At 39.3% G+C, this 26,300-nt stretch carries 24 protein-coding genes and 1 pseudogene; 12 read left to right on the top strand and 13 right to left on the bottom strand.

The window, feature by feature from the left end; genetic code table 11:
- Positions 1–11 precede the first annotated feature (11 nt).
- Together F935_RS14215 and glnK are read right to left on the bottom strand one after the other, a co-directional pair.
- Complete coding sequence (locus F935_RS14215; protein WP_016139529.1) at positions 12–1,406, bottom strand: ammonium transporter; 1,395 nt, start codon at positions 1,404–1,406, stop codon at positions 12–14.
- Between the two features lie 56 nt (positions 1,407–1,462).
- Positions 1,463–1,801, bottom strand: coding sequence for a P-II family nitrogen regulator (gene glnK / locus F935_RS14220; RefSeq protein ID WP_000780326.1), 339 nt, complete (start codon positions 1,799–1,801; stop codon positions 1,463–1,465).
- A gap of 278 nt (positions 1,802–2,079) precedes the next feature.
- Between glnK and F935_RS14225 the strand changes: the two genes are divergently transcribed.
- The 3 genes from F935_RS14225 (at position 2,080) to F935_RS14235 (ending at position 4,496) form a co-directional block, all read left to right on the top strand.
- Positions 2,080–2,307, top strand: coding sequence for an accessory factor UbiK family protein (locus F935_RS14225; RefSeq protein WP_016139530.1), 228 nt, complete (start codon positions 2,080–2,082; stop codon positions 2,305–2,307).
- Positions 2,308–2,372: 65 nt separating this feature from the next.
- The gene (locus F935_RS14230; RefSeq protein ID WP_016139531.1) at positions 2,373–3,860 is read left to right on the top strand and encodes a YifB family Mg chelatase-like AAA ATPase; all 1,488 of its coding nucleotides are present in this window, start codon (positions 2,373–2,375) and stop codon (positions 3,858–3,860) included.
- Positions 3,861–3,950: 90 nt separating this feature from the next.
- Complete coding sequence (locus F935_RS14235; RefSeq protein WP_016139532.1) at positions 3,951–4,496, top strand: NADPH-dependent FMN reductase; 546 nt, start codon at positions 3,951–3,953, stop codon at positions 4,494–4,496.
- A gap of 6 nt (positions 4,497–4,502) precedes the next feature.
- On the opposite strand, the gene F935_RS14240 is transcribed toward F935_RS14235, so the two are convergent.
- A complete protein-coding gene (locus tag F935_RS14240; protein WP_016139533.1) occupies positions 4,503–5,954 on the bottom strand; it encodes a MocR-like pyridoxine biosynthesis transcription factor PdxR in 1,452 nt (483 codons plus the stop codon).
- Positions 5,955–6,065: 111 nt separating this feature from the next.
- Between F935_RS14240 and F935_RS14245 the strand changes: the two genes are divergently transcribed.
- Entirely contained in the window at positions 6,066–6,842 is a 777-nt protein-coding gene (locus tag F935_RS14245; RefSeq protein WP_016139534.1) for an aldolase, read from the top strand.
- A 15-nt stretch (positions 6,843–6,857) separates the two neighbouring features.
- The gene (locus tag F935_RS14250; protein WP_016139535.1) at positions 6,858–7,736 is read left to right on the top strand and encodes a dihydrodipicolinate synthase family protein; all 879 of its coding nucleotides are present in this window, start codon (positions 6,858–6,860) and stop codon (positions 7,734–7,736) included.
- 42 nt (positions 7,737–7,778) lie between these two features.
- On the opposite strand, the gene F935_RS14255 is transcribed toward F935_RS14250, so the two are convergent.
- On the bottom strand, positions 7,779–8,600 hold the full coding sequence (locus F935_RS14255) for a TorF family putative porin (protein ID WP_016139536.1): 822 nt from the start codon (positions 8,598–8,600) through the stop codon (positions 7,779–7,781).
- 960 nt (positions 8,601–9,560) lie between these two features.
- On the opposite strand from F935_RS14255, the gene F935_RS14260 reads away from it, so the two are divergent.
- Positions 9,561–10,877: an OprD family outer membrane porin gene (locus F935_RS14260; protein ID WP_016139537.1), complete on the top strand. Its 1,317-nt coding sequence runs from the start codon at positions 9,561–9,563 to the stop codon at positions 10,875–10,877.
- A 107-nt stretch (positions 10,878–10,984) separates the two neighbouring features.
- Here F935_RS14260 and ppa read toward each other — a convergent pair whose 3' ends face one another.
- Complete coding sequence (gene ppa, locus F935_RS14265; RefSeq protein ID WP_003654399.1) at positions 10,985–11,509, bottom strand: inorganic diphosphatase; 525 nt, start codon at positions 11,507–11,509, stop codon at positions 10,985–10,987.
- 127 nt (positions 11,510–11,636) lie between these two features.
- The gene (locus F935_RS14270) at positions 11,637–12,035 is read right to left on the bottom strand and encodes an MAPEG family protein (protein WP_004795212.1); all 399 of its coding nucleotides are present in this window, start codon (positions 12,033–12,035) and stop codon (positions 11,637–11,639) included.
- A 106-nt stretch (positions 12,036–12,141) separates the two neighbouring features.
- On the opposite strand from F935_RS14270, the gene F935_RS14275 reads away from it, so the two are divergent.
- Positions 12,142–12,531, top strand: a complete 390-nt coding sequence (locus tag F935_RS14275) for a hypothetical protein (RefSeq protein ID WP_004795213.1) — start codon at positions 12,142–12,144, stop codon at positions 12,529–12,531.
- Between the two features lie 41 nt (positions 12,532–12,572).
- On the opposite strand, the gene F935_RS14280 is transcribed toward F935_RS14275, so the two are convergent.
- The 6 genes from F935_RS14280 to F935_RS14305 form a co-directional block, all read right to left on the bottom strand.
- Entirely contained in the window at positions 12,573–14,252 is a 1,680-nt protein-coding gene (locus F935_RS14280) for a long-chain-fatty-acid--CoA ligase (protein WP_016139538.1), read from the bottom strand.
- A gap of 297 nt (positions 14,253–14,549) precedes the next feature.
- Entirely contained in the window at positions 14,550–16,769 is a 2,220-nt protein-coding gene (parC, locus tag F935_RS14285) for a DNA topoisomerase IV subunit A (RefSeq protein WP_016139539.1), read from the bottom strand.
- Positions 16,770–16,921: 152 nt separating this feature from the next.
- Positions 16,922–18,241 (bottom strand): niacin transporter NiaP, encoded by a 1,320-nt coding sequence (locus F935_RS14290; protein ID WP_016139540.1) that lies wholly within the window; start codon positions 18,239–18,241, stop codon positions 16,922–16,924.
- Positions 18,242–18,320: 79 nt separating this feature from the next.
- Positions 18,321–18,965: a trimeric intracellular cation channel family protein gene (locus tag F935_RS14295; RefSeq protein WP_016139541.1), complete on the bottom strand. Its 645-nt coding sequence runs from the start codon at positions 18,963–18,965 to the stop codon at positions 18,321–18,323.
- Positions 18,966–19,010: 45 nt separating this feature from the next.
- Positions 19,011–19,478, bottom strand: coding sequence for a YchJ family protein (locus F935_RS14300; RefSeq protein WP_016139542.1), 468 nt, complete (start codon positions 19,476–19,478; stop codon positions 19,011–19,013).
- 71 nt (positions 19,479–19,549) lie between these two features.
- Complete coding sequence (locus F935_RS14305; RefSeq protein ID WP_016139543.1) at positions 19,550–21,142, bottom strand: TerC family protein; 1,593 nt, start codon at positions 21,140–21,142, stop codon at positions 19,550–19,552.
- Positions 21,143–21,468: 326 nt separating this feature from the next.
- Between F935_RS14305 and F935_RS14310 the strand changes: the two genes are divergently transcribed.
- From F935_RS14310 to dinB, 4 genes are all read left to right on the top strand, one after another.
- Positions 21,469–22,092, top strand: a complete 624-nt coding sequence (locus F935_RS14310; RefSeq protein WP_016139544.1) for an LOG family protein — start codon at positions 21,469–21,471, stop codon at positions 22,090–22,092.
- 170 nt (positions 22,093–22,262) lie between these two features.
- Entirely contained in the window at positions 22,263–23,654 is a 1,392-nt protein-coding gene (gene mdtD, locus F935_RS14315; RefSeq protein ID WP_016139545.1) for a multidrug transporter subunit MdtD, read from the top strand.
- Between the two features lie 76 nt (positions 23,655–23,730).
- The gene (locus F935_RS14320) at positions 23,731–24,489 is read left to right on the top strand and encodes a glycoside hydrolase family 25 protein (protein ID WP_016139546.1); all 759 of its coding nucleotides are present in this window, start codon (positions 23,731–23,733) and stop codon (positions 24,487–24,489) included.
- A 1-nt stretch (position 24,490) separates the two neighbouring features.
- Positions 24,491–25,546, top strand: coding sequence for a DNA polymerase IV (gene dinB / locus F935_RS14325; RefSeq protein ID WP_016139547.1), 1,056 nt, complete (start codon positions 24,491–24,493; stop codon positions 25,544–25,546).
- 4 nt (positions 25,547–25,550) lie between these two features.
- On the opposite strand, the pseudogene F935_RS18860 reads toward dinB, so the two are convergent.
- Positions 25,551–25,637, bottom strand: a pseudogene (locus F935_RS18860) (hypothetical protein).
- 224 nt (positions 25,638–25,861) lie between these two features.
- Between F935_RS18860 and F935_RS14330 the strand changes: the two are divergent.
- Complete coding sequence (locus tag F935_RS14330) at positions 25,862–26,215, top strand: RidA family protein (RefSeq protein WP_016139548.1); 354 nt, start codon at positions 25,862–25,864, stop codon at positions 26,213–26,215.
- The last annotated feature ends 85 nt before the right edge of the window (positions 26,216–26,300 follow it).

The following is a 26,300-nucleotide window of genomic DNA, read 5'->3' on the forward strand; positions in this document are numbered from 1 at the left end:
TATATTACGAATTATTCAATACGTTCGCCATGTTGGCTTAAATCCAGACCCATGCGTTCATCATCGGCGTTAACACGGATACCAATCACAAGATCAATCACTTTAAGAATTACAAAAGTAGCGACACCACTGTAAATCATAGTTGCCAATACGCCTTCAACTTGTACCCATAATTGACCAGCGAATGTTGGTGCTAAGGTAACGTTGGCTGCTTTGATAATTTCATCACTGTAAAATACGCCAGTTAAAATCGCACCGACAATACCACCTACAGCATGTAAACCAAATGCATCCAAAGCATCATCGGCTTTAAGTAAGCGTTTAAGTGCAGTAATACCCCAGAAGCACACTACGCCACCGATAAGGCCCATGACTAAAGCACCGCCGACACCGACGAAACCTGCTGCTGGCGTAATCACAACCAAACCAGCGACAGCACCAGAAGCACCACCTAATACAGATGCTTTACCACGAATCATACGTTCAACAACTAACCATGATAATGCAGCAGCGGCAGCAGCAACTTGAGTCACTAAAATCGCCATGCTTGCACGAGCACCAGCGCCTAAAGCACTACCACCATTAAAGCCAAACCAACCCACCCAAAGTAAGCTTGCACCGACAACAGTTAGAGTCAAGTTATGCGGAGCCATAGACTCACGGCCAAGGCCAATACGTTTGCCAAGCATGTAAGCAGCAACTAAACCTGCAACACCTGAGTTGATATGTACAACTGTACCACCAGCAAAATCTAATGCGCCTGCTTTAAATAACCAGCCATCTGTTGCCCAAACCCAGTGAGTAATTGGTGCATAAACAACAAGTACCCAAATTGCAATGAACGCCATGAAAGCTGAATACTTCATACGGTCTGCAATAGAACCGCTAAGAATTGCAACTGTAATGATGGCAAAAGTCATTTGGAAAATAACAAAGAGGCTTTCAGGAATTGTCCCGCTCAATGCATCAAACGCGACTCCGTTGAGCATTGCTTTAGACAAATCACCAAAAAATGCACCTGTGCCAGAGAACGCGATTGAATACCCAGCAACCACCCACAGCAAACTAACTAAAATCGCAGCTGAAAGGCTGAACATCATGGTACTTAAGACATTTTTTTTACGTACCATACCGCCGTAGAATAGTGCCAACCCAGGAATGGTCATTAATAAAACCAAAGCTGTTGAAACCAAAATCCAAGATGTATCGCCTGTATCGAGTTTTGGTGTTGGTGCTGGAGCTGCCGGAGTTTCAGCAACTGGTGCTGCTGCAGTGGTTGCAGTAGCTGGAGATGTTGATGTAGCCGCAACTTCCGATGTAGGCGTTGTTACAGCATCTTCTGCCCAAACGGCAGTACCACCCAAAAGAGCGCCTGATAGACTCAGCGCCATAAGCATTTTTTTCATTCGTGTCCCCCAACCTCATTTGCGAGTTATTTTCTACTCAGCAAGCTTTGTGCCAATTAGACAGCATCTGGTCCAGTTTCACCCGTACGGATACGGATCACTTGTTCCAGGTTAGTCACAAAAATCTTACCATCGCCGATTTTCCCAGTGCTTGCTACACGAGTAATTGATTCAATTACCGCGTCAACCATTTCATCACTAATCGCAATTTCGATTTTTACTTTAGGTAAGAAATCAACCACATACTCCGCGCCACGGTAGAGTTCAGTATGTCCTTTTTGACGACCAAAACCTTTAACTTCAGTTACGGTAATCCCTTGTACACCAATGTCAGAGAGCGCTTCACGCACGTCATCCAATTTAAACGGTTTTACAATTGCAGTTACAAGCTTCATGTTTGTTTCCTTCGGCTTCTTTTCACCAGTAAGGTTTTATGTTCAATTTTCATGCCAATATTTCAAAGGTTGAGGGAAATGAATCTATTGCATGAACTTTCTTTATAACCTATTTAGTGATCAAGATGTAGATGAGCTATTAAAAATAAAATGAATTTTCAGTATAGTTGAGTGCTTATTTAATGTTCTATTTGTACTAAAAGAATTGAAACCTATATCCCACGTTCAAGCAGTGGTAAACTGTAAACCATAAGGTAATACAACACTTTGGATATTTCATGCTAGAAACTTTATTACAGGCCATTCTGGAACAAATTGATGAGCCTAAAAAAGATTTGGAAAAAAATTTACGTGCATTATTAAATGAAGCAGTCGAAAAGTTAGACCTTGTTTCTAAACAAGAGATTGACCGTCAAAAGACCGCACTTCAATCAGCCAACCAACGTTTAGCAGAGCTACAAAAACAAGTGGAACTATTAGAAGAAACTTTAAAGAATAAAAAATAAGCACCAATGTAGCGCACTTATACTTTACAACGATTAAAAATGAAGCACCATAATGGAACAATAAGATGTCTTTTTCTAAAATTTATACACGGGGACTTTTGGGTTTACATGCACCTCTAATTGAAGTAGAGGTCCATGTGAGTCAAGGCTTACCTTCTCTTACCATTGTAGGACTAGCTGAAGCGGCCGTAAGAGAAAGTAAAGACCGAGTTCGCTCAGCAATTATTAACAGTGGATTTCAATTCCCGACTAAACGGCTGACCATTAATCTTGCACCAGCAGATTTGCCCAAAGATGGGTCACGTCTAGATTTACCAATTGCTGTAGGCATTTTAATTGCCTCTGGTCAGCTTCCAGAAAACTGTGCCGAAGATTTTGAATTAATTGGTGAATTAGCACTGGATGGTCATGTAAGGCCTGTGTCAGGTACTTTAACTTTGGCCATGGCTTGTCAACAAGCTAAGCATAAAATGCTTTTACCGCTTGATAATAGTGAGGATATTAGCCACTTACCTGATTTTAAATGTTACCCAGTAGGTCACTTAAAAGAAGTCTGTGAACATTTTCTGGGCACGAAATCTCTAACTTCGGTTGAGCCTACGACCACATCAAACCAAATGCCTTATAAATTTGACCTTGCAGATGTAAAAGGTCAGCTACGCCCACGCCGTGCACTCGAAATTGCTGCTGCTGGGGGGCATTCTTTACTTTTTAAAGGCCCACCCGGAACAGGTAAGACTTTACTCGCCTCACGTCTGCCTTCAATTTTACCGCCGCTCTCTAATCAAGAAACGCTTGAAGTTGCGAGTATTTACTCGATTTCGAATACATCACATACTTTTGGTCAGCGACCATTTAGAGCGCCCCATCATACAGCATCTGCAATTGCACTCGTTGGGGGCGGTTCTCACCCTAAACCGGGCGAAATTACATTATCGCATTTAGGCGTGCTCTTTTTAGATGAACTTCCCGAGTTTGATAGAAAAGTTCTAGAAGTCTTACGCCAGCCACTTGAGTCAAAAGAAATCATTATTTCACGAGCAGCTCGGCAAATTACTTATCCGGCTAACTTCCAACTGATTGCTGCAATGAACCCCTGCCCATGTGGTTATGCATTTAATCAAGATAGTCGTTGTCAGTGCTCACCCGAAAGTATTAAACGCTATCAAAACCGGATATCGGGACCGTTACTTGACCGTATCGATTTACATATTGATGTACCGCCTTTAAAAGCTCAGGAACTGCAAGACCCAACGCCTACTGAAGACTCTACGGCGGTGCGACAACGCGTAATTTCTGCTTATGAACAACAAATGCGAAGACAAAATTGTTTAAATCAGGCACTTTCACCGAAACAGCTAGAGCAACATGCCGTACTTGATAGCACTTCACAACGGATGATTGAAATGGCTCAGCAACGTTTAAATCTATCGGCTCGTGCTTATCATCGTGTTTTACGAGTAGCGCGGACCATTGCCGATTTAGCTCAAAGTGAGATGATTCAAAGCATTCATCTTACAGAAGCGCTCTCTTATCGAGGCAATCATTCTTAAAATGAAACAGCGGATGATAAGTCCGCTGTTTATACAACGTCTTAATTAAAGAAGTTATTACTGCCTATATAAGAAGGCAAAGAGGACGCTATGAAAATTTTGGCTATTTCAGGTAGTACAAGAAAAGCATCTACAAATACCGCGCTATTACGAGCGATGAAAGATATCGCACCGGCCAGCATTGAGTTTTTAGTTTTCGATCAAATTAATAATCTTCCTATCTTTTCTCCAGATGATGAAGGAGAAAAAACGCCTGCCGTAGTAGAAGAATTCATCAAATCTGTTTCTGCCTCAGATGGCATTATCATCTCAAGTCCTGAATATATTCGTTGTATTCCAGGCGGTCTTAAAAATGCAATTGATTGGATGGTTTCCCGCACCGAAATCATAGACAAGCCTATTGTTCTAGTTCATGCATCTGGCCGCGGCGACGATATGCTGGTTTCTTTAAGAAGAGTATTGTCGACAGTGAGTAGCAATTTTTTTGAAGATTTATTTTTACGCTTCTCTCTTCTTAGCAAATCCCCTGAACAAATTGTTGAGATGCTACAAACTGAACAATATAAGTCACAAATTACACCCTTTCTGCTTAGCTTTGTCTCAGAAATTCAAAAGTATAAAGATCAATTAGAGTGAGCTTTCTTAAAATGAAACAGCGGATGATGAGTCCTCTGTTCCTTTGTTAAGAACTTGATTTAAGGTCTCGATTAAAGAAGTGATTTCTTTCTCTGATAAAGCTGCAAAACCAAAGCGAATACAGCGATTAGAAGACTCGAGTTTTTTAAATTTATGCTCTGTATCAATGTTGAGTTCTTTTATTTTTATAAGCTGATCTTGAGTAAATGGTTTCTGGAATTTTACCCATAAAGCCATTCCACCCGCGGGTGGTTGTACCTGAACACTCTCTGCAAAAATTCGGTGGAACTCAGTTAACGCATGGTCACGGCGTAGCTGATATATTTTTTTCATTTTACGGATGTGTCTTTTAATTTCACCCCGTTGCATTAAATCTGCTAAGGCAAGTTCAGTAATATTATTACCTTGCCGATCAATCAATAAAATATCTTCAGTAATCGATTGAATGATGGGTGACGATGCCACGATGTAGCCTAAACGAATCCCAGGTGCAAAGACCTTTGACAATGAACCAACATGAATGACTAATTCAGAATGAGGCAAACTCGCTAAGGGTGGCATAGGCCGACTGTCATAGTGGAATTCATGATCATAATCATCTTCAATAATATAAAAGCCCCATTTTTTTGAAAGCTCTAAGAGTTGAAGACGGCGACTCATTGGCATGGTGACAGTTGTAGGATATTGATGATGCGGAGTTGTATAAATGGCAGCAACCGAGTGTTCTTTTAAAATCCGTTCTAAATCTTCAATGACAATGCCTTGTTCATCTAATTTGACAGAAACGACCTGAAAACCATTCGACTGGAATGCTTTAAAAGCAGATGGATAATAAAGCTCTTCAACAACAATAACTCCCTGCCGATTGGGTAATGCACGGGATGCAACAAAAATTCCCATCTGGCTACCACGTACAATACAAATCTCATCTTCGGCAACATTCATAAAACGTTCCATCGACAACATTTGTTGTAAGGCTTGTCTTAACTCAATCATACCTTGGGGGTTTCCATAACCCATGTACTGGTTTTGGGTAATTTTAATCAATGCATGCCGATAGGCTCTTGAAAATAACTCATACGGAATAAGCCGTGGATCTGGTACACCATCGTTATGTGGATATAAAGCAACTTCTTGGATTATTGGCTTCTCATTAACTTTACGCTCAGATATTGACTCTATTTGGAGTTTTTTTTCTGGCAAAACATCTGCCACAAATGTGCCTTTTCGAGGGCGAGTCACAAGCCAGCCTTGCGCTTCTAATTCTTCATAGACCGCTTGTACCGTTTTCCGATTAATTCCTAATTCTTTTGATAGGCTACGAGACCCCGGCAGCATAGTCCCTTGCGCCAACCGGCCACTTAAAATTTCCTGACTAATCAAGTTGGTCAGTTTTAGAAAAACCGTCTTTTCTTCTCTTTCATCGATACGAAAATGTACTTGCCAAGGTCTTAGCATATTTGCCCCATCTGGACCATATAACTTATAAAAACTGGATGTATTGATTCATCCAGTTGTTTTCTATTCTGCCTTCACCTACTTAATTTGGTCAACTGGACTGGAGAAGAGATGAAGACTACTTCTGTAAACAAACAAGACCTCATGCAACACGCACAGCAAAATATGCAAAAGTGGATTAGTGACTCAGATTTAACTGACCGCCAAAAGCTTGCACTCACTTGTCGTATTTTATTTGATCATGGCCATGATTCTGGTTTAGCAGGCCAAATTACTTGCCGTAGTGAAAATAAAGATTCCTTTATTACCCAACGTTTTGGTTTAGGTTTTGATGAAATTACTGACTCAAACTTGCTTGAGGTGAATCAAGACTTAGAACCCATCAATCAAGAAGGTATGGCAAACCCAGCCAACCGCTTTCATACGTGGATTTATAAAGAGCACCCAGAGGTGAACTGTATTATCCATACGCATCCGACTCATGTAGCTGCTTTGTCGATGCTTCAAATTCCGCTCATGATTTCTCAAATGGATGTTTGTGCACTCTATGAAGATTGCTCTTTTGTAGGCCATTGGCCAGGTGTTCCTGTAGGTAACGAAGAAGGTATTTTGATTTCTTCTGCTCTGGGTAAAAACCGTGCTGTTTTATTGTCTCACCATGGTCAACTGGTCACAGGAAAAACCATTGAAGAAGCATGCAACTTGGCTCTTTTAATTGAACGCGCAGCTCAACTGCAACTACTAGCCATGTCTGCTGGGCAAATTCAGCCGATCCCACACGATTTAGCAACGGAAGCTCATGACTGGGTATCTACCGATAAACGTAACAAAGTGAACTTTGCTTACTACACACGTAAAGCTTTGAAAAAACATCCTGACTGTATTTAAAAAGAGATTTCGACCATGAAACTAAACGGCATTATTGGCTACCCTGTTACTCCTTTTTCTGATGACAACACCATTAATCTTCCTGTTTTAAAACAGATGCTCGATTTGCTTATTGAAAACGGCTGCGATGCGATTGCACCTTTGGGCAGTACAGGCGAAAGCGCTTATCTTGAATGGGATGAGTGGTGCTTAGTCGCTAAAACTTCAATTGAAAGCATTAACAAACGTGTGCCTGTCATTATTGGAATTTCAGAACTCACGACAGATCAAGCCATTAAAAAAGCGCAGATCGCTCAAAGCTATGGTGCAGATGCACTTATGGTGATTCCTGTATCTTATTGGAAGCTAACAGATCAAGAAATTTTTGAATATTATCAGGCAATTGCCCAAACAACGACTTTGCCGATTATGATTTATAACAACCCTGCAACTAGTGGTGTTGATATGTCTCCAGAATTAATCGTGCGCATGTTTAACAACATTGCAAATATTACGATGGTGAAAGAAAGCAGCGGTGACATTCAACGTATGCATAAAATTCAAGAGCTCTCAAAAGGAGAACTCCCATTTTATAACGGATGTAATCCTCTAGCTTTAGAAGCTTTATGTGCTGGAGCAAGCGGTTGGTGTACAGCAGCACCAAATCTGTTAGGTCAACAACCTCAACAACTTATCGAACATATAAAAAATGGTGAATTAGAACAGGCCCAGAAGTCATTTTATCAGCAACTTCCTCTACTACGCTTTATTGTAACTGGTGGTTTACCCAAAACGATTAAAGCAGGTTTACAGCTAAAAGGTGTTGCTGCGGGTTCACCACGTAAGCCACTGTCTAAAGCTGCGGATATTGAGCTTAACCAGTTAAAACGACTACTTTGTGAAATAGAAAACTAATAAAAAAGCGGGTCAATAAACCCGCTTTTTTACAGCATAAACTTAGAATGTTTTAGTTAAACTAAACACTAGACCTGTGTCATAAGGTTTTTTCTGAGCATCAGTCATACCAGAAGTACTAATGTCTGTACCAACAACATCTAGCTCAGCCAAAATGCCTAGAATGTTACGGTTTACACCCACTTTATAATCGATATAGCTATCGTCTTTACCTGGACCACCCGCAACTACGGCTAAAGCATCTTTATTTTTGAACTTGTTATAGCCAACTGATGCAAGTCCAGTAAATCCTGTATCTGCAATTGGCGCTGAATAACCGACATTAAAATACCAGAACTGCTTAGAATGAGCCCAGTAATCATCTGAATAGTTCACACCTACGCTAAGTGCATCCCCTTTAAATAAAGAATCAGCAAAAGTTAATTTCCCGTAAACTTCATTAAAATCTAACCCATTTTTACCATCATAACCAATGCCATTACGGTCAAAACTATGACCAGAACCAATATAGCCATAATGAATTACACCGACATCATAAGTAGGTGCAAGCGTATCCGTTAATTTCAAAGTATTGGTATAACCCAAAGCCACATCAGTTTCTGTTGAGTTGCCAGTTACTCCAAAATCGACACTTGAACCCCAAAGTGATAAATAAGCACCAGACTTATGAGAAAAAGTAAAACCACCTTGAATTGCAGGGTTATTTGAGGATTGAGTAACTCCGCGGAAACGGTAGTCTGTAGTTGCCGCTACATTTCCTGTTGCGGTGATGCCATAAAAAGATGGTGCAGGTTCAGCCATAACCATAGTTGAGCCTGCTGCAAAGATACCAAGACCTAAGGTCTTAAGTGCAAATTTCATCATTCTGATCTCCCCCATAATGAATGCACGATTTATGTATATAAAACACATTGTGTTACTTAAGCTTTAGCAATTGCTGTGCCAATTCCATACTTACTATCAACGCACTTCATTAATTTTGAGATCAAACTTGTTTTACAATGAAACCCCTGCTTATTTTTTATAAATATATACCTATAAAAAACAATAGAATAAAATAAAATTCTTGTGCAATTAGAAATAATAAACATATGGAAACCCCTTATCGGAAACTAGTAACCGAGATAGGAAGTATTCATTTACTCAATGTAAAATTTCTATTTAACCTTAAATAAGAAATATAAAAATTACGTAAATTTCTTAAAGCTGGGCGTTTAATGGTCTGTAAATGGGCATTTCATTTAATTAAATTTCTTTATTTTTTCTATTTTTAAACTTATGAACTATTTTGGGTCTTTTTTAATCAGTCATATGAGAAAAAAGAGTAATGCACAAAATTCACGCAAAATATCGCACCAAATTTGATCAACTCAACTAAATTCGATTGGCTTATTATTGTGATCCATTTTTGTACATTACTCTTCAGAATAATGTTATAAAGTAACACTTTAAAAACTATTTAAAATAAATCGTCGAAAAAAGCAACTTAGCATGAGATTAAAAAGTAAACATATCCACCAAAAAAGATCAAAAAACAAACAGAAGAATCAACTATATTTTGAGCTTGGAATATAAAATAAATGGTAAAAATACACTAAAAAATAAATTACTTTTTTTATTTTAAACAATACATTAAGTATAAAAGGTTAATAGTAAATTTAGTAAACAACCAGTAACACATTAATCAATTTCTGCATAGCATATATAAAATAAAATCAACAAAAATATATCTTTTTTATAGATTACTTATACAATTGATTCAAATCCTAGGCCCTGAATAATAACAAGGCACAGGATTTATCGTTTTTATGAGGTTCTTTAAATATGCTAAATGCACAAAAACTTACATTAGCAGTTCTCATTTCTGCGGCAATAATTTCCTCAGCTCAGGCAAGCGAGCAAAGTGAGGCAAAAGGATTTGTTGAAGATGCGAACGGTTCTATTCTCTTCCGTACAGGTTATATCAGCCGTGACAAAAAACAGGGCGCGAAAGATACTAGCTCATTTGCTCAGTCAGCAATTGTAAGTATCGATTCTGGCTTTACTCCTGGTATTGTTGGCTTCGGCGTTGGCGTTGTTGGTGACGGTTCATTTAAAATCGGCGAAAATAAAAATGCCGGAAATCAAATGATTCCAAAAAACAACGACGGCTCGGCTTACGATCACTGGGCTCGTGGTGGTGGTAGCGTTAAAGCACGTTTCTCGAATACAACAGTACGTTACGGTACTCAAGTACTCGATTTACCTGTTCTTGCAAGTAATACTGGACGTATGGTTCCTGAATATTTTACAGGTACTTTATTAACCAGCCATGAAATCAAGAACCTTGAATTGGTTGCTGGTAAATTTACTAAAGACCAAATGTCTGATCAAATCAATACTGATGCTGATGCTTCTGGCAGAGGCCTTGATCGTGCCATTGTTTGGGGCGCAAAATACAAGTTTGATGATAATTTAAATGCATCTTATTATGGTTTAGACAGCAAAAATGCGCTTGAACGCCATTATGTAAATGTAAACTTTAAACAGCCTTTGGCGAATGACAGTTCATTAACTTATGATTTTAGTGGTTACCATACTAAATTCGATGCAAGTGCACATACTTACTCGGCAACTGGGGCTGTAGCACCAAATTATGGTAATGATGGTATAGCAGGCGAAGAAAAGACCAATAATATCTGGGCAGTTTCAGGAACTTATGCAACTGGCCCACATAGTGTGATGTTAGCGTACCAACAAAACAGTGGTAATGTTGGTTATGACTATGGTCAAAATGCTGATGGTTTCCAAAGCATCTATTTACCGAACTCTTACATGTCTGACTTCATCGGTAACGATGAAAAATCTGCACAAATTCAGTACAACGTTGATTTTGGTAAGTTAGGCGTATTACCTGGTTTAAACTGGACAACTGCATTTGTATATGGTTGGGACATCAAAGTTAGAAATGTAACTGACAGTGCTCAAGAACGTGAGTTCTTTAACCAAGTGAAATATACAGTTCAAAGCGGTTTTGCTAAAGATGCAAGCCTTCGTATTCGTAACTCGTACTATCGTGCAAGTGATTCATACCAAGGTGCTTACATTGGTGACACCAATGAATGGCGTTTATTCCTTGATATTCCTGTGAAATTATTCTAATTCACAAATCTATCAAGCATAAAAAAACCTACGTCTAGCAACAGATGTAGGTTTTTTATTAAGCTCAGAATATCAATTGAGGCATTCTGAGCTTTATCAATTAAAGCTTATTTAGCAGCTTCAATTGCTTTTAATACTTCAGCTTTAGCAACATCAGCACCTTCCCAACCACTGATTTTTACCCACTTACCTGGTTCTAAATCTTTATAGTGACTGAAGAAATGCTCAACTTGGCTAATCAATAGCGGAGGAAGATCTGTATATTCTTTAACATCTTTATACAATGGAGACAATTTTTCGTGTGGAACAGCGATTAATTTCGCATCGATACCACCGTCATCTTCCATTTTTAATTTGCCTACTGGACGGCAACGAATTACAGAACCAGCAGCAACAGGATGTGGAGTTACAACAAGTACGTCTAACGGGTCGCCATCTTCAGACAAAGTATTTGGAACATAACCATAGTTCGCTGGATAGAACATTGCTGTACCCATGAAACGGTCTACAAACAATGCATCAGAATCTTTGTCGATTTCATATTTAATTGGTGCTGCATTTGCAGGAATTTCAATGATGACATAAATGTCATTTGGGGCATCTTTACCTGCTGGGATATCGCTGTAACTCATATCAATACTCTTTCGTTATGAAGTCAGATGTAAAATCCACCCGATTATAGCGTGGATATCATCAAAATGATGCCGATTATACAATGCGCACACGCGAAAGTTGATATGAATGATGACAGAATGACACTCAAGTCAGTTTAATCGTAACCACTAATAAGAAGATTGGGCACAATATAGATAAGAACCAGACAATCGACCGCAAAGTTGCCCAGTTACTTAAATAACAGATCCCATAAATAACTCTTAAAATAATATATGCCCAACCTAATCTCAGAATAAAATATTCTGGAACAACCATGTATTCGGCCATTAAAATAGCCGTTAAAAATAAAGGTAAGCTTTCAAAGCTATTTTGTTGTACGGCATTAGCGCGAGCAGCTAGACCCGTTGTTTTGGCAAAAAAAGCTCTCGGGTTTTGATTATCAGCAGGCTGAAACCCGCCTGTAAACTTTGCAATTACGGTAAATGCGTATGGCAGCAAACATGCCACTAAAATAATATAGATAATGCCGCTGATGCCCTGCATAGTGCCATCCAACACTGAAAATACTGTTGATCATGCTATCATAACATTGCGTTTTTACCTGAAATTTTATGCAATCACTTGTCATCACTGATTAATAGGGCCATGTATGCAACAACCTGATCAAAAAGAATTGTTTGAAGTCTTGGATAAGCAAAAACAGAACCAACTTCAGATAGATCGCATATTAAAGATCGTACTCCCTATTATGGCTTTTTTACTTAGTGTGATTTGTGCAAATTTAAATTGGCAATCGACACTTGGCACCTTTGTTATTTTAACAATTACCTTTATTGCAGTCGGTATTAAACGACTTACTTTGTGGCACTGGCTCATTGTGATTACGATATATTGCTTAGCAGATAATTATTTAAGTTATGGTCAGCTTGATTTAACTCACTTACGCCTGCAACTCGGCACAATGCTTGTTTTTGTTGGGATGGTCGGAATTGGACGTCCTTATATAGACCGCTGGTTTATAAAAAGCCATAAAATCTAAAATAAAAAAAAGCGCCCTAAGGCGCTTTTTTTATTAACTGTTTAGGCTGGTTTACGTAAGTCTTTACGTAAAATTTTGCCTACATTAGATTTTGGTAATTCATCCATAAACTCAACATAACGAGGGCGCTTATAGCCTGTTAAGTTTTCTTTAGCGAAGCTCAAAACTTCCTCAGTCGTCAAGCTTTGATCTTTTTTCACAATAAAGAGTTTTGGCACTTCACCTGATTTTTCATCTGGAACGCCAATTGCTGCAACTTCCAATACTTTTGGATGCTTAGCAATAACTTCTTCGATTTCACTTGGGTAAACGTTAAAGCCAGAAACCAAAATCATATCCTTTTTACGGTCTACAATTTTTGTATATCCACGGCTATCCATCACACCGATGTCGCCAGTACGGAAGAAACCATCTGCTGTCATGACTTTAGCTGTCTCATCAGCACGGTTCCAGTAGCCTTTCATTACTTGAGGACCGCGAATCGAGATTTCACCTTGCTCACCTAAAGCAACTTCTTTACCGTCATCATCTAAAATAGCAACTTCAGTTAAAGGTAATGGAATACCAATGGTGCCACTAAATTCAGTAGAAGCAGGTGGATTTGCTGTTGCTACTGGTGAGGTTTCTGACAAGCCATAACCTTCAATAATGGTTGTGCCAGTAATTTTCTTCCAAGCTTCTGCTGTAGAAGGTAAAACGGCCATACCACCGCCCATTGCCATTTTTAACCTGCTATGGTCAAGTTGACGGAATTCTTCATTGTTCACTAAAGCATTAAACAATGTGTTTACCGCTGGGAAGAATGATGGTTGATATTTACGTAATTCGTTAATAACAGCTGGTAAATCACGAGGGTTCGGAATCAAGATATTTGCTTGACCTTTATACATACCGTACATCGCGCAAACCATGAACGCAAAAATATGATAAAGCGGCAATGCACAAACGATACGGTCGCCTTTAGCGCCATCATTTGCTCCAAACTTACTTTGGAAAATGCCATCACACTGGAGTAAGTTTGCTACAAGATTACGATGAGTAAGCTCTGCACCTTTTGAAACGCCTGTTGTACCACCAGTGTATTGAAGTACAGCAGTGTCACTTAAAGTTAAAGTCGGACGCTTATAATTACTCGCATTTTCTTTATTTAATGCTGAATTAAATTTAACGTGTCCTGGAATATTCCAAGCTGGAATTTGCTTACGTACTTTACGTAATACAAAGTTCACCAAAGTACCTTTGAGTGTACCGAGCATATCTCCGACTGATGCAACTACAACGTGCTTCACTGGAGTTTTGCCTAAAATGCTTTGGTAAACACTGGCAAAGTTTTCGATAATTACAAGTACTTCTGCACCTGAGTCATTTAATTGATGCTCAAGTTCACGCGCAGTATAAAGTGGGTTAACATTCACTAACACCAAGCCTGCACGTAAAACAGCTAATGCAACTACAGGATACTGCAATACATTCGGCATCATCACTGCCACACGAGTTCCTTTTGCTAACCCCAAATTTTGCAAATAGGTCGCGAACTTACGGCTTGCAAGCTCTAACTCATTAAATGACATCGCTTTATCCATAAAGATAAAGGCATCGCGAGAACCAAATTTTTGGAAATTACTCTCAAAAATATCAACAAGTGAGGTATTTTCCGCAGGCAATGCTACTGTTTCTGGAATCCCTGTTTTTTGGTATTCTGCAAACCAAATTTTTTCCATAATGCCATTATCTCCGATTCGTAATCCTTAGTAATAACTGTTATTCAATGCCCCAGCTATTCTTTAGCTTCTTGGTGCCAGAACATATTTAAAACTTATTGGCACATTCATGACACTTCGAACAAGATTATGAGACAGAAGTTTTGACAATTTAACCCTGCCAAATTTTTTTGCATGGAGTACAAATTACGTACTCCAAATTGCTGTCCTTTTAATCGTTATTCAATACCAACAAGTTCAGTTCATTGCTTAAACATGTTGCCATATATAGCGTATTTATGTTGCCAGACGCTAGCTTTATCTCTGAATCAACAGTTTATTTGCTTTTTGATATCCACGTGGTAAGAGCTGACCTTTTGAAGCTCGTTTACCCATATATTTTTGTAGATCATCACCTTTTAATTTTAGATGTTGCTGACCTGCAACCACCTGAATTATTTCATCTAAGTTCAGGGTTGTCATGGATAAAATTTGCTCTTTCGCATCAAGTTGTATCAACTTATTACCTTTACCCTTATTTAGATTTGGTAGTTCTGCCAAATCAATGATTAAGAGTCGACCTGTTGAACTGAGCACCGCTAAGTGCGTCATATTTTGGGCAGATATCAATGGTAGAGCTTTTGATTTTTCAGGAACAGACAAGAATGTCTTACCAGCCTTGGCATTGGTATCTAACTGTTTGGTTTGAGTTTTAAACCCATAACCAGAGGTACTTGCAGCGATAAGTTCAGACTCTTCGTCTTCTAGATAAACCTGAATAAACGACACACCACTTGCAGGAGCAAGTTTAGAACTTAAAGGTTCGCCCAAACCTCTTGCTGATGGCAAACTGCTAATAGGTAAGGCATAACTACGCCCTGTCTCATCAAGGAAATAAATTCGTTGATTGGTTTTACCCACAGCGTGACTTAAATATTGATCGCCCGCACGATAGTTTAAGTTCTCAGCATCAACATCCGCACCTTTTGCAGCACGAATCCATCCCGCTTCAGATAAAACCACCGTTACTGGTTCAGCTGGCATTAAATCCTGCTCTTTAATCTGAACAGCTTCGGCACGCGCCACGATTGGAGAGCGGCGTTCATCACCAAACTTTTTCGCGTCTTCTTTTAATTCGCCAATAATCAGATTTTTTAAAGATTCTGGATTTTCTAATTGCTCACGAATAATGGCAGCTTTTGCAGCAAGCTCATCCTGTTCTTGACGGATTTCCATCTCTTCAAGTTTTGCTAAATGACGCAACTTGAGTTCTAAAATTGCTTCTGCCTGTATCTCATCAATATTGAAATGTTCCATTAATACAGGTTTAGGCTGATCTTCTTCACGAATAATACGAATCACTGTATCAATATCAAGATAAGCAATTAAAAGACCTGCCAAAATATGCAGGCGTTTTTCAATTCGGTTTAAATGATATTCCAAACGGCGAGTTACCGTTTTTTTACGGATTTCAATCCATTCAAGCAAGATACGACGAATCGATTTAACTTGAGGACGACCATCCTCACCAATCATGTTTAAATTAACACGGTAGCTCGACTCTAAATCAGTGGTTGCAAATAAGTGGCTCATTACCGCTTCTGCATCGATGCGGTTAGAGCGAAGTACAATCACTAAGCGTGTTGGGTTTACATGATCCGACTCGTCACGGATATCAACGACTAATGGTAGTTTTTTAGCCTGCATTTGGTCGGCAATTTGAGTAATCACCTTAGAGCCCGATACTTGATAAGGCAATTCAGTAATCACGATTTCATTTTTTTCGATGGTATAAACCGCTCGCATGCGGTAACTACCACGACCAGTGGTCTGGATTTTGAGTAATTCTTCTGGCGGCGTAATAATTTCAGCTTTTGTTGGCAAATCTGGCGCTGGAATATATTCAGCCAATTTTTCATCTGAAGTTTGCGGGTTACGAATTAAGGCAATCGTTCCTTTAATCACTTCACGTAAATTATGCGGCGGAATATCGGTCGCCATACCAACCGCAATACCAGTTGTGCCGTTGAGTAGAATATTAGGAATACGCGCTGGCAACGTAATAGGTTCTTTTAATGAACCATCAAAGTTATCTTGCCAGTCAGTTGTGCCCTGACCTAACTCATTTAACAACAACTCACTGTAGGCAGAAAGTTTTGCTTCGGTATAACGCATCGCAGCAAATGACTTAGGATCATCTGGTGCTCCCCAGTTACCTTGTCCTTCAATTAAAGGATAACGATAACTAAATGGCTGAGCCATCAAGACCATCGCCTCATAACATGCCGAGTCACCATGAGGATGGTATTTACCTAGCACATCACCTACTGTACGTGCTGATTTTTTTGGCTTACCACTATTTTTTAAGCCTAGCTCGCTCATGGCAAAGACAATACGGCGCTGTACAGGCTTTAAGCCATCACTGATATGCGGCAATGCACGATCCATAATGACGTACATGGCATAATTCAGGTAAGCCTGTTCAGTAAATTCGGCTACAGAGCGGTTTTCTGTCGCTTGATGCGCAAGGCTGGTCATAGTCAGCTTATCTTCCAAATCAGTCGTTATTTTAAATGAGTCTTATGCTAAGTGGGCTATGTTACAGACACAAGAGGGAGTCTGTCACCTGAGCGTCAAATTATGTCTCATCTCTCTATATTTTTAGTTACTTGCTATAAAGTTAGGCAAAACTAGAGACCTATCGACTCTAGTCTTTTCCCTTGGGTTTCTTCACCTAATATTAAAATTACAGCTGCGACCAAAAGTAAAACAACAGTAAACATCATAAAAACATGGCTAAACCCATGCTTTGCAACCATCATATGGGTAACCACAATCGGCGCTAAAATTCCACCTAAACGCCCCATTGCCGATGCCCAGCCCGAACCAAAAGCTCGAATATTGGCTGGATATTGTTCTGGTGTATAGGTATATAACACTCCCCATGCCCCTAAATTGAAGAACGACATGAGGCAGCCCCAAAACATAATGCTGTTTACGCTGTCAGCTTGTCCAAAGAAATATGCAGACAATGCACAAAACCCGATAAATGAAGCGAGTGTAATTTTTCTACCCAATCGTTCTACAAACCATGCCGCTGCCAAGTAACCTGGTAGTTGTGCCAAAATCATCAGCAAAACATATTCAAAAGATTTAACAATGTCATAGCCCTGTTTTACCAATAAACTTGGCAACCACGTAAAGATACCGTAGTAGGAATATACGATTCCAAACCAGATGAGCCAAAGCATTAAACTACGGCGTGCAAAAGGGCCACTCCAAAGTTGTTTAAAAGAGACCTTTTGTTGTATAGCGACAGGCACAACTTCAATGTGATGAACAATTTGAACACCTGCCTGAGCTTCTAGTTTTTGTACCAATGCATGCGCTTCTTCGATACGACCACGGTTAATCAGGTACGGTATCGATTCGGGCAGTTTTTTCCAAATCACTAGAATATAAATCAGAGGGAAGCCGCCCATTAGAAATGCAATATGCCAGCCAAATTTAGGAATAATAAAATAAGAAATTAACGCAGCAACTAACCAGCCTAAACCCCAAAAACTTTCAAGTAATACAATAAAACGACCACGTACATGTGAGGGTATATATTCACTCACTAATGTCACCGCAACAGGTAGCTGCCCACCAAGTCCAAGGCCAACAATAAAACGAAAAATCAATAACCATTTCAAATCTGGAGCAAAAGCACATAAGGCAGTCGCAATACTATAAATTGCCATGGTCGTGGCAAATATTGTCTTTCGACCAAACCGATCTGCTAAAGCCCCCGAGCAAACTGCTCCAATAGCCATTCCTACAAAGCCAATACTGACAATCCAACCGCTTTGGGCTGGTGTTAATGCCCAGTCTTTAACAAGCGTTGTCATGATAAAAGCAATGATACCGGTGTCCATCGCATCAAACATCCAACCTAACCCAACCACCCACAATAATGTGTAGTGGAATTTGCCAATTGGAAGATTTTGTATACGTGAAACCAGATCCATAAGAAAACTCTACTGGAAAGAATAAGTGAGCAATACAATATTTAATTGTTATAGCATGCTCACATCGCATTCTGCATAATTAATGTTCATCGGTTGATGAAGCTGATTCTGCATCGTCATCTTTATAAATAAACTTAGGCATTTCTAAGCCGAAATAGATCGCAATCAGACGCAGGGTAAAACCGAAAATTAAGGTTGAAACAACAGTTAACTCTAAACTGAATCCCAAATCTAAGCATACCCAGTAGCAAATGACTGCTACAAAAGCAATACTCGCATAAAGTTCGCGACGGAAAACGAATGGGACATCGTTACATAAAATGTCACGTAAAATACCGCCAGAAACTCCAGTTAACACCCCTGCTACAGCCGATACCACAAAACCATGCCCCATTTGCAAGGCAATCTGACAACCAATAATGGTAAATCCGATTAGACCTAAGGCATCGAGCACCAAAAAGATGTTATGTAAGTGACGCATCCATTTGGCGATAATAATTGTGACAAATGCAGCACAACACGTCAGAACCAAATATTCAGGATGTTTTACCCAAGTTAAAGGATAGTGGCCGAGTAATACATCACGTACCGATCCGCCCCCTAAAGCAGTCACACAGGCAATCAGTACGACACCGAACCAGTCCATACTCCGTCGCCCAGCAGACAATGCGCCTGTCATGGCTTCAGCAGTAATCGCAATAATATAAATAACGGTGAGTAACATCGCCCTTTCCCTCAGGCCAAACGGTGCGGGTATTTTAAGGTAAAGTTATATGAATTGTGCACAGCATTGTTTAAATTTTTTTCCAGAGCCACATACACAAGGTTGTTTCATCGTGACATGCATATCTACCGTAGGATCAAGAAAAAAACATTGTTGTTGCTGATATACAAAATGTGAAACTTCATGATGAACCTGAGCTTTTTGCCCATCATGATAATGTGCCTTGAATTCAACCTGTGCATGGGTTTTATCTAGTTTTTCTTTGGTATTAACGACCTCTAAACCCAACCATTGATTTTGTTTACTCCAGTCTGCAATTGCATCTTTATCAAGTGCAGTTTGCTGACCTAAAGCGGTTGTTTTCAAAATATAATCAATTTGCTGTAATGCAAAAGCACTATAACGCGAACGCATCAGCTGCTCTGCTGTCAGGGCTTTTGATATGCCTAAATGTAAAGGCTCACAACATTCTGCATAGCTGCCTTTTCCACATGGACAAGTGTGTTGAGTCATTCTGTGTTTCTCAAATAAAAAATAGCTCAGAGTTGAGCTATTTTATGATGTTTCTAGACTTAAAATGTCATTTAATCTTTTGATTCATCTTGTTCGATAGAAACAATATGAACTTTCTCGATTTTATGACCTTCCATCGTAATCACTTCAAAGCGATAACCATCTGCTTCAACAGCTTCACCATTTTCTGGTAAGCGGCCTAAATGGAATAACAAGTAACCCGACAAAGTTGAATACTGTTCACTTTCATCGACCAAATCACGGCCTAATAAAAGAGATACGTGGCGAATGTCTGTTGAACCTTCAAGTATTAATGAACCATCTGCCAAACTCTCAGCGGCTGCATCTAACTCATCTTCGTCAGGGAATTCACCCGCAATGGCTTCTAAAATATCGATTGGCGTTGCAATACCTTCAATTGAACCGTATTCATTTAAAACGATTGCCATTTGTAACGGTGCTTGACGTAATTGCTCCATCACCATAAGTACTTGAGCATTTTCATGCACAATAACAGGTTCACGTAAATGCTTTTGGAAATCGACCACACCTGTTTCAATAAAGCCATTTAGAACTTTATGAGTGAGTGCAATACCCTCGATATTATCAAGTTCACCACGTGCAACAATCAAACGAGAGTGTGTCATTGACATTAAACGTTCTTTTAAAACTTCCGGTTCGTCATCTAAATCAATCCACTCAAGCTCAGGCCTTGGGGTCATAACAGACTTTACAGGACGTTCTGATAAACCGAGAACACCTTGCACTAACACACTGTGATAAACGCCATTATCTTCATCAAACACTTCATCTGCAAAAGCTTGTGTAGCCAATACATCTTCTTTATCAGAAGATTGTGTATCTGAGCTAGAACCACTGCTTTTGCTTCCTAACATACGTAAAACCGCAGAGGCAGTGCGATAACGCAAGTCTGTGGTTGTAACCATCTTTTCCTGATTACGGCGCATGCTCTGGTTGATAATTTCCACCAAAATTGAGAAACCAATTGCAGCATATAAGTAGCCCTTAGGAATATGGAAACCAAAACCTTCCACCACCAAAGAGAAACCAATCATCATCAAGAAGCCAAGACACAGAATAACCACCGTTGGATGCTTATTCACAAAGTCCATGAGTGGTTTTGATGCCCAGAACATAATTCCGACAGCAACAATCATTGCCAGCATCATGACACTCTTGTCTTTGACCATCCCCACGGCAGTAATCACACTATCTAACGAGAAGACCGCATCAAGTACAACAATCTGGACAATAACCATCCAAAACGCAGCATGAACTGGATTGTCTTCTTTTTGCAGTTGTTTGCCTTCCAAACGCTCGTGCAATTCCATGGTGCCTTTAAAGAGCAAGAACACACCACCGAACAACAAAATCAAATCACGGCCAGAAAAAGCATGATCAAAAATATGGAAGAGTGGATGAGTAAGTGTTACGACCCAAGCAATAGCAGCCAACAAGAGCATACGCATGCCCAAGGCCAATAATAATCCCAGTTTTCGAGCCTTGCCTCGCTGCTCTGGTGGCAGTTTTTCGGCCAAAATAGCGATGAAAACGAGGTTATCAATCCCCAATACAATTTCAAGAACGATTAAAGTTGCTAAACCCACCCAAGCAGATGGATCAGACATCCATTCAAAGATCATCGATCCTGCTCCTGTGCTGACTGGATTTTATCTTTATTTGGCAACACAGCAGGTATGCCCATACAAAGGAGGGAAAATGTTTTTTTAGGACAAGAAATTAAAACGGAGCGACTACAACCACTACCCATATTTGTTCATATGTTGTTAAACGAATTTTTAGTATAGGCAAGATTTAACATAAATTCATCATTTTTATTTGTTCATGACAGGCATTCACCAAACCCATACAAAACATAAGTCTTTACTATAAATCTGCTTATAAAGTTGTCATATCTTTTGCTTAGTGTAGACAAGAAATATGAACGTGATAAGGTGAAAATAAAGCAATGAATAGCGTATTAACAATGGCAGTAAATGATTCACCAATAACAGCTGTAAAAACAAAACAACCTCTTATTGCATTATATTGTGGTTCACGTGCAGGAAATAATCCCATCTACCGAGAAAAGGCAATTGAACTCGCTCATGGAATTGCTGACCAAGGTTTCGGTTTAGTCTATGGCGGCGCCAGTATTGGTTTAATGGGACAAGTTGCTGAAAGCGTTCTCGCAAACGGCGGAGAAGCTGTCGGTGTCATTCCTGAATTTATGCTCGATTATGAAGTAGCCCATGCAGGCTTAACCGAATTACATGTTGTAGAAACAATGCACGAGCGCAAAGCCATGATGGCAGAGCGTGCAAGTGCATTTATTGCATTACCAGGCGGTTTAGGAACATTCGAAGAAATATTGGAAATAGCCACTTGGGGCCAACTTAACCAACACCAAAAACCCATGATTTTATATAACGTAAATGGCTTTTATAATGCATTGATTGCCCAGCTAGACCATGCGGTTCAAGAAGGTTTTCTTCCCCTTCAGCACCGAGCTAAATTAATTGTATGTGATGATGTTAATCAAATTTATAACGTCATTAAAAATTTAAAAATGCCGAAAAGATTTGTTGTTTAGTTACCTACCTACTCTCCATAAAAAAGCGGTTCTGCCGCTTTTTTTGTTTTAACTATTTTACCGCCATCTTCAAAAGCACTTAGATTTAGTAATGGGGTAATCAACATTGTCTTACTTTTTTTACTTTCAATTTGTTTTACACTAGACCAAAACGTTAACTTTCAAATGTTATGAATGCCACGCCGACTCACCAAGCCTTGCAACCTGAATATCGCTTACTGGTTCTTTTGGTTTCCATTGGCTTTTTTATGCAGGCTTTGGACACAACGATTGTAAATACTGCTATTCCTGCAATGGCTCACCATTTAAATGAAGATCCTTTACGCATGCACAGTGTAGTGGTGGCCTATGTCTTATCAGTAGCCGCCTGCATTCCGTTAAGTGGCTGGTTAGCAGACCGCTTTGGTGTTAGAAATATTTTCTTATCGGCAATCGTTATTTTTACTCTAGCCTCTTTGGGTTGTGGTCTTTCTCAGAGCCTCAATGAACTCTTATTTTTCCGAGTCATCCAAGGCGTGGGTGGAGCGTTATTACTTCCTGTTGGCAGACTATCACTTTTAAAAATTATTCCTCGAACTCAGTTCTTAGCTGCAATGAGCTTAATGAGTCTTGCAGGTTTACTCGGGCCTCTGGCGGGTCCAACTTTGGGTGGCTGGTTAGTTGAAGTTGCAACTTGGCACTGGATTTTCCTGATTAACATTCCCATGGGTATCTTAGGCATCTTAATGACATTAAAAGTCATGCCTAATTTAAAAGAACCTTCAGTCAAAACATTTGATTTAGGCGGCTTCATTTTATTAGTAGTGGCAATGATTGGATGGTCTTTGGGTATCGAACATCTAGCCTCACCTGAATATTCAAACTGGTTCAGCATTTCACTTTTAGTCGTCGGCATAATTGCAACACTTTGGTATGCCTACCACTCACACACTCATCAAAATGCATTATTCCGCAGTCGACTCTTTAGAAACAAAATTTATGCGATTGGTATTTTAGGTAATTTCTTTGCTCGTTTTGGTGGTAATGCCTTACCTTTTGTTTTACCACTCATGCTACAAGTCGCTTTTGGTTTTGAGCCTTTTATTGCTGGTTTAATGATGATTCCTTTGGTCTTAGGCTCATTATTTTCAAAGCCAATTGTCAGACCCATTATTCAAAAAATTGGCTATCGACGTTTTTTACTCATCAACACAACGCTAGTCGGGCTATGTATTGCCTCTTTCGCCATCATGACAGTCGATACTCCAACTTGGTTTAGAGCCTTGCACTTTTTCTTATTTGGCACATTAAACTCACTGCAATTTGTAGGTATGAATACACTCACCTTAAAAGATTTGCCTCAACAAGATGCAAGTAGTGGTAATAGCTTTTTATCGATGATCATGATGCTATCAATGAGTATTGGCGTGGCACTGGCAGGTACACTCATTAATATATTTACTAGTTATTATGGAGCTGACCATGTGACTACCGCATTCCATGTCACTTTAATTTGCCTCGGCTGTATCAATGTCATTACAGCGCTTATTTTCTGGCAAATTCCAAAAAATACCCCCGTATAAGTCGTTGCATTTTTAGCGTGGTTTCTCGCTCTTAAATCACGTTATGATGTCGGCTTCAAATTTTAATGAGTTTTACATGACCAAACTGGCTAAAACCTTTTTCACAGCACGGTACAATACCTTTATCGGAATTGGCTTGGGATGTGTTTTGGGAGTTCTGGCTTATTTTGGTCTGTTCTATCAACAAAAAGCCGTTGCACAAGATTATCCTGTTCAAGGGTTCGATGTTTCTCATCATCAAGGTGATATTGACTGGAAAAAAATATCGCCAGAAAAGTTTCAATTCGTCTATTTAAAAGCAACTGAAGGCGGCGATTACAAAGATTCAAAATTCCAAGAAAACTGGCTCAAAGCTCGTGAACATGGACTTCATGTTGGGGCTTACCACTTTTATCGTCTATGTCGTGATGGTAAAACACAAGCAGATAACTTTATTGCGACGGTACCTAAAAAATCAGATGCGCTTCCACCTGTCATTGATCTGGAATATGACGGTAACTGTATTAATTCACATACCAAAGAACAATTACTTAAAGAAATAGGCATCATGCATGATCGCCTAAAACAGCATTATGGCAAACAGCCTATCTTTTATATTTCTAAAACTTTTTACCACATTGTGTTAATAGGTAGTTTTCCTAATACACCACTTTGGGTCAGAGATTACGAAGGAAAACCTGAACTTAAAGACAAGAGAAAATGGCTCTTCTGGCAGCATAGTAATCAGGGTAAAATTGAAGGGATGGTAAAGCCAGTAGACTTAAATGTTTATGATGGTTCAGTCAAAGAATGGCACCAATTCTTACAGCAGCAAAGTATCGTGAAAGCACAATAATATGCGCAAAATCATTCATATCGATATGGATGCCTTTTATGCATCAGTCGAGCTACGGGAACATCCTGAATTAAAGCATTTACCCGTTGTTATTTCATCTCATCATCCGCGAGCTGTGATTGCTGCTGCATCTTATCCTGCCCGCGAATTTGGTTTACGCTCAGCCATGTCGATGACTCAGGCAAGAAAACTATGCCCTCAAGTCGTTATTATTGAGCCAAATTTTGAAAAATACCGTACAGTCTCCACTCAAATTCACTCGATCTTTCAGCACTATACTCTGCTTATTGAACCTTTATCTTTAGATGAAGCTTATTTAGATGTCACTGAAAATTTAAAACAAATTACAAGTGCAACCGAGGTTGCGATGCATATTCGAGAAGATATTTTTAGGTTAACTGGGCTGACTGCATCAGCAGGTGTAGCCCCTAATAAATTTTTGGCAAAAATTGCTTCGGACTGGAACAAACCTAATGGTTTATGTGTAATCAAACCTTCGCAGGTTGCCAATTTCATTCAAGAACTTCCCCTAAAAAAAATCCCTGGCGTCGGTAAAGTCACTCAAGAAAAATTACAACAACTTCAACTACATACTTTGGGCGATTTACAGAAAATTGAAGAGGCTGTTTTAGTTCACCACTTTGGTAAATATGGACAACAACTCTACCTATATGCACAAGGAATTGATCATAGGCCTGTTCAAGCTGAAAGAGCACGCCAACAAATTTCGAAAGAGACCACTTTCGATAGTGATTTTACTTTAGTTCAATGTCAGCCCTACTGGCAGGGATTAGCCGAGAAAGTCTGGCAAAGCTTAGAGAAAAAACAGCTCAATGCACGTGGTGTGAATATTAAGCTTAAACTCAAGAATTTTCAGACTTTACAACATAGTAAAAGCTTTAAAAGGCCCATCCAGTCGCTACAAGACTTAATCCAAGTTTTATTTTTATTATTAAATGAAATGCAGATTCCTGAACATTTCCAGTTTCGCTTAATTGGTATAGGAGTCTATCAGTTACAAACTCAAGCAGATGACTTCCAACTTAACCTTTGGTGATTGTCTATTTTTTACCCACAAGAGCAACTTTTGAACAAAAGCTATTCCCTTTTACTCTAAGTTTAGAGTAACCTAATCAGCGCATATTCATTACCCATGTATTTGCAACATGCCAAAAGCAACCTTTACTTTCGGCATATCGTCCTGTGATTGGCGTGACGACCAAATCCGAATATTACAGGGCCCTTCCAATACATGGCTTATATATTCCTTCATCACAATAATCTACTGAAATTCTTTTCTACTTGCTTGCACCCGCATAGCAACTCTTCATAAAATCAATACTATTAAATAAAGCCACTCTAGAGCATTTTTATGACGGTAAAGCGTTTACACGTGACTTCACGCTACTGCGAAGTTGCGATTTCAGGTAATTTAGTACACTTAGCTGGACAACTCGCAGATGATACGAGCGTAGATGTTACAGCACAGACTAAACAAACTTTAGATAATATTGACCGTCTATTGGCAGAAGCCGGAACAGATAAAACCCACATTCTTTCTGTCATGATTTTTCTAAAAGATATCGACAAAGATTATGCAGCGATGAATGCTGTTTGGGATGCATGGATTAGTGAAGGACATCCACCAGCGCGTACTTGTGTAGAGTCTAAACTTTATGCACCGGACGTACTTGTAGAAATGACAGTTGTTGCCGTACTTCCATAATTTTTATAAATATAAAACGACATTAAATTGAGCAATATATCTAATTATATTGCTCAATTTTTTAGTGGATTTAAAATTTTTAATA

The organism is Acinetobacter calcoaceticus ANC 3811 (assembly GCF_000399665.1).
Taxonomy (GTDB): Bacteria; Pseudomonadota; Gammaproteobacteria; order Pseudomonadales; family Moraxellaceae; genus Acinetobacter; species Acinetobacter calcoaceticus_B.